We start from the raw sequence: 3,987 nt of genomic DNA, 5'->3' as shown, positions 1-3,987 counted from the left end.
CCGTCTTCGAGCTGCGCAACCACGTGGGCAAGGAAATCGGCCCCATCGCCAAGCCCAAGCACATCCTCGTGGTCCCCGAACTGCCCAAGACCCGCTCGGGCAAGATCATGCGCCGCCTCCTCAAGGACGTCGCAGAAGGCCGCGAAGTGGGCGATGCCACCACCCTGTCCGACCCAACCATCATGGCCCAGATCGCGGAATCGCTGAAGAAGTAGGCTCTGCTCCAAGCAAACAAAAGCGCCAAGGCACCACGCAAGGTCGGCGGTTCTCTCCCGGGAGGACCGCCGTTCTTGTCTTAAAACCCGCCGTCGCAAGAATGTTATATTTAGTTCTTTCATGTTCTCTTTTGAGCGGTTATAGTCGAGTTCTACGTGAGATAACTCACAAGCACCACGCTTTCAAGGGAGAGAACATGGCAGCGAATCTTGACCCGTTCCAGTCGGCCTACAACGCCGGCCCTGGACGCCGCACCATCCTGAAAACGCTCGGTATAGGCGCTGCTGGGCTCGCCGGCATTCCGCTGCTGGCTGCTTGCACTGGCGGTTCCGGACCGGCTCCCGGAGCTTCCTCGAACAGCCTGACCTTCGGTTCAGGTTCCTCGGACGACGTTCCCAAGGCCGCCTACAAAGCCGTCACCGATGCCTTCACCAAGAAGTCCGGCATCACGGTGGCCACCAACGTCGTCCCGCACAACGACTTCCAGAACAAGATCAACTCCTACCTCCAGGGCAGCCCGGACGATGCCTTCACGTGGTTCGCCGGCTACCGCATGCAGTACTACGCGGGCAAGGGCCTCCTGGCTCCCGTAGACGACGTATGGGCAACGATCGGCAGCAACTTCTCCGACGCCATGAAGAAGGCCTCCACCGGCCCGGACGGCAAGATGTACCTGGTCCCCAACTACAACTACCCGTGGGGCTTCTTCTACCGGAAGAGCTTCTGGGCCGAGAAGGGCTACGCAGTCCCCAAGACCTTCGATGAGCTGAAGACCTTGGCCACGAAGATGAAGACCGACGGCATCATCCCCATCGGCTTCGCGGACAAGGACGGCTGGCCGGCCATGGGCACCTTCGACTACATCAACATGCGCCTCAACGGCTACCAGTTCCACGTGGACCTGACCGCCCACAAGGAAAGCTGGGACCAGAAGAAGGTCAGCGACGTCTTCGACACCTGGAAGGCCCTCCTGCCGTTCCAGGACCCCAATGCCCTCGGCCAGACCTGGCAGGACGCGGCCAAGGCACTCGAAGCCAAGAAGACCGGCATGTACCTGTTGGGTTCGTTCGTGACCCAGCAATTCACGGACCCCGCCGTGCTGGCGGACATCGATTTCTTCCCGTTCCCGGAAATCGCGGTGGAAGGCACCGACGCCGTCGAGGCCCCCATCGACGGATTGCTCCTGTCCAAGAAGGGCGGCGACAACAAGGCGGCTCACGACTTCCTGGCGTTCATGGGATCCGCCGAAGGCCAGAACGCCTATTCAGCCGTGGATGGCTCCAACATCGCCACCGTCAAGGGCGCCGACACGTCAAAGTTCACCCCGCTGAACAAGAAGTGTGCAGACACCATCTCCAACGCCAAGTACATCAGCCAGTTCCTGGACCGTGACGCCCTCCCTGCCATGGCCAACAACGTAATGATCCCCGCGCTGCAGTCCTTCATCAAGGACGGCACCGTAGACGTCAAGAACCTTGAAGCGCAGGCCAAGACCCTTTACGCAGCCCAGTAGCTGAAGGAATCCCCATGAGTACTACCGCCGAGAAACCGGCAGCACCGGACAGCGAACCCGGTGCTGCCGGGCGAACCACGGCCGGCAAGAGCCAGCCCGGCACCGGCAGGCGGACCGGCAAAGCAGGCAGGGTCCGCCGCCTCACGCGCCGCGACAAATTCGTCCTCGCCATCATGGTGGGCGTGCCTACCCTGATCCAGCTCCTGCTTGTCTGGCTGCCCACGCTCTTCTCCATCGCGCTGAGCTTCACCCGCTGGAACGGCCTGGACCTGAAGGACATCAAGGCCGCAGGGACGGACAATTACCACTACGTGGTCCAGGACTATCCCCCTTTCTGGCCCGCCATTCAACACAACGTCCTCTGGCTCGTCTTCCTGGCCCTGATCGCAACACCCCTCGGCCTGCTGCTGGCAGTGCTCCTGGACCAGAAGATCCGCGGCAGCAAGATCTACCAGAGCATCTTCTTTACGCCGGTCATGTTGTCGCTGGCCCTCATCGGCATCATCTGGCAGCTTTTCTACAACCGGGACAGCGGACTGCTGAACTACCTCCTGGGCACGGCGGGCACACCACAAGCCGTGGACTGGTTCGGAAATTCGAACGTGAATATCTGGGCGGCCATGGTTGCGGCAACGTGGCGCCACGCGGGCTACGTCATGATCCTGTACTTGGCCGGGCTCAAGGGCGTGGACCCCTCGCTGCGGGAAGCGGCGTCGATTGACGGCGCCAGCGCGGCGCAGACGTTCTTCCGCATCGTCTTCCCGGCTATGCGCCCTGTGAACATCGTGATCGTGGTGATCACGATCATCGAGTCGCTCCGTGCCTTCGACATTGTGTACGTCATCAACCGAGGGACCAACGGCCTTGAATTGATCAGCGCCCTGGTGATCCAGAACCTGATCGGCGAAGGCCAGGTGATCGGCGTCGGTTCGTCCCTCGCGGTCATTCTCCTGGTCATCTCGCTGATCCCCATCGTCTTCTACCTCATCCGCACCTTCGGCAAGGAGAGCAAGGCATGAGCACCCTCGCCAACCCCATCCCGCGTACAACAGCCACGGGCGCCAGGAACTCCGGCAAACGCCACTACGGGACCCACATCTTCCTGACCGTCATGGCCATCATGTGGCTTATTCCGCTGGGTTGGTCCTTGTTCACGGCTTTGCGTCCCAAGGCGGACACGGACAAATACGGCTACTTCAGCCTTGGCGGCACTTTCAATTTCGACAACTTCATCACGGCCTGGACCCAGGGCGGATTCTCGAAATACCTCCTGAACTCGGTGATCATCACCGTCCCCTCGGTGCTCCTGACCTTGTTCTTCGCCTCGATGATGGCATTCGCCGTCTCCAGGGTGAGCTGGAAGTTCAACGTCACGCTCCTGATCATGTTCACGGCCGGCAACCTCCTGCCGCCGCAGGTCCTGGCGGCTCCGTTGTTCGAGATGTTCAAACATGTCACGCTGCCGTACTCCTTCAGCGATTCCGGCAACCTGCTCAACACCTACATCTCGGTGATCGCCGTGGACACTGCGTTCCAGATCGGTTTTTGCACCTTCGTGCTTTCCAACTACATGAAGGCCCTCTCGTCCGACCTGACGGAAGCCGCACTGGTGGACGGGGCCGGGATCTGGCGGCAGTACTGGAACATCATCCTGCCGCTGTGCCGACCCGCCCTCGCGGCGCTCGGAACCCTGGAAGTCATCTTCATCTACAACGATTTCTTCTGGCCGCTGCTCTTCATCCAAAGCGGAAACCGGCTGCCCATCACGACGGCCATCAATAACCTGCAGGGCGAGTTCCTCAGCAACTACAACCTCCTGGCGGCCGGTGCCACCATCACCGTGATACCCACCCTGATCATCTACCTCGTGCTGCAGCGCCAATTCGTGGCCGGCCTCACGCTCGGTTCCAGCAAAGGATAAAACGCATGGCAATGGACTACATCGTCGACAAGTTGGGCGGCCGGATCGCGTTCGGCGGCGACTACAACCCGGAACAATGGCCCGAAGAGGTCTGGAAACACGACGTCGCCCTCATGAAGGAAGCCGGAGTGAACCTGGTCAGTGTCGGCATCTTCAGTTGGGCCCTTCTGGAGCCCGAAGAAGGCCGCTACGAGTTCGCCTGGCTCGACAGGATCCTGGACCTGCTCCACACCAACGGGATCAGCGTGGATCTCGCGAACGCGAGCGCTTCTCCCCCGCCGTGGTTCAGCCGCAAGTACCCCGATTCGCTCCCGGTGGATGCCGACGGCGTCCGGCA

At 61.0% G+C, this 3,987-nt stretch carries 5 protein-coding genes; all 5 read left to right on the top strand.

The genetic code is table 11. The features are described from left to right. A partial coding sequence (locus tag AHiyo1_RS18290; protein WP_445286236.1) for an AMP-binding enzyme occupies positions 1-215 on the top strand: 215 nt, incomplete at its 5' end. A gap of 197 nt (positions 216-412) precedes the next feature. After that, positions 413-1,729, top strand: coding sequence for an ABC transporter substrate-binding protein (locus tag AHiyo1_RS18285; protein ID WP_059389494.1), 1,317 nt, complete (start codon positions 413-415; stop codon positions 1,727-1,729). A 14-nt stretch (positions 1,730-1,743) separates the two neighbouring features. Continuing rightward, positions 1,744-2,748, top strand: coding sequence for a carbohydrate ABC transporter permease (locus AHiyo1_RS18280; RefSeq protein WP_059389493.1), 1,005 nt, complete (start codon positions 1,744-1,746; stop codon positions 2,746-2,748). Further along, positions 2,745-3,650 (top strand): carbohydrate ABC transporter permease, encoded by a 906-nt coding sequence (locus tag AHiyo1_RS18275; protein WP_059389492.1) that lies wholly within the window; start codon positions 2,745-2,747, stop codon positions 3,648-3,650. The genes AHiyo1_RS18280 and AHiyo1_RS18275 overlap by 4 nt, the downstream gene beginning before the upstream one ends. A gap of 5 nt (positions 3,651-3,655) precedes the next feature. After that, a partial coding sequence (locus AHiyo1_RS18270) for a beta-galactosidase (RefSeq protein WP_216363242.1) occupies positions 3,656-3,987 on the top strand: 332 nt, incomplete at its 3' end.

Source organism: Arthrobacter sp. Hiyo1 (assembly GCF_001263615.2).
In the GTDB taxonomy this organism is placed as follows: domain Bacteria; phylum Actinomycetota; class Actinomycetes; order Actinomycetales; family Micrococcaceae; genus Arthrobacter.
The sequence above is the reverse complement of the archived record's forward strand: the minus strand, read 5'-3'. Positions and strand labels throughout refer to the sequence as shown.

Coding starts and splice junctions, on each gene's coding strand:
- AHiyo1_RS18285 (WP_059389494.1), top strand. CDS start 413: ATGGCAGCGAATCTTGACCCGTTCCAGTCGGCCTACAACGCCGGCCCT.
- AHiyo1_RS18280 (WP_059389493.1), top strand. CDS start 1,744: ATGAGTACTACCGCCGAGAAACCGGCAGCACCGGACAGCGAACCCGGT.
- AHiyo1_RS18275 (WP_059389492.1), top strand. CDS start 2,745: ATGAGCACCCTCGCCAACCCCATCCCGCGTACAACAGCCACGGGCGCC.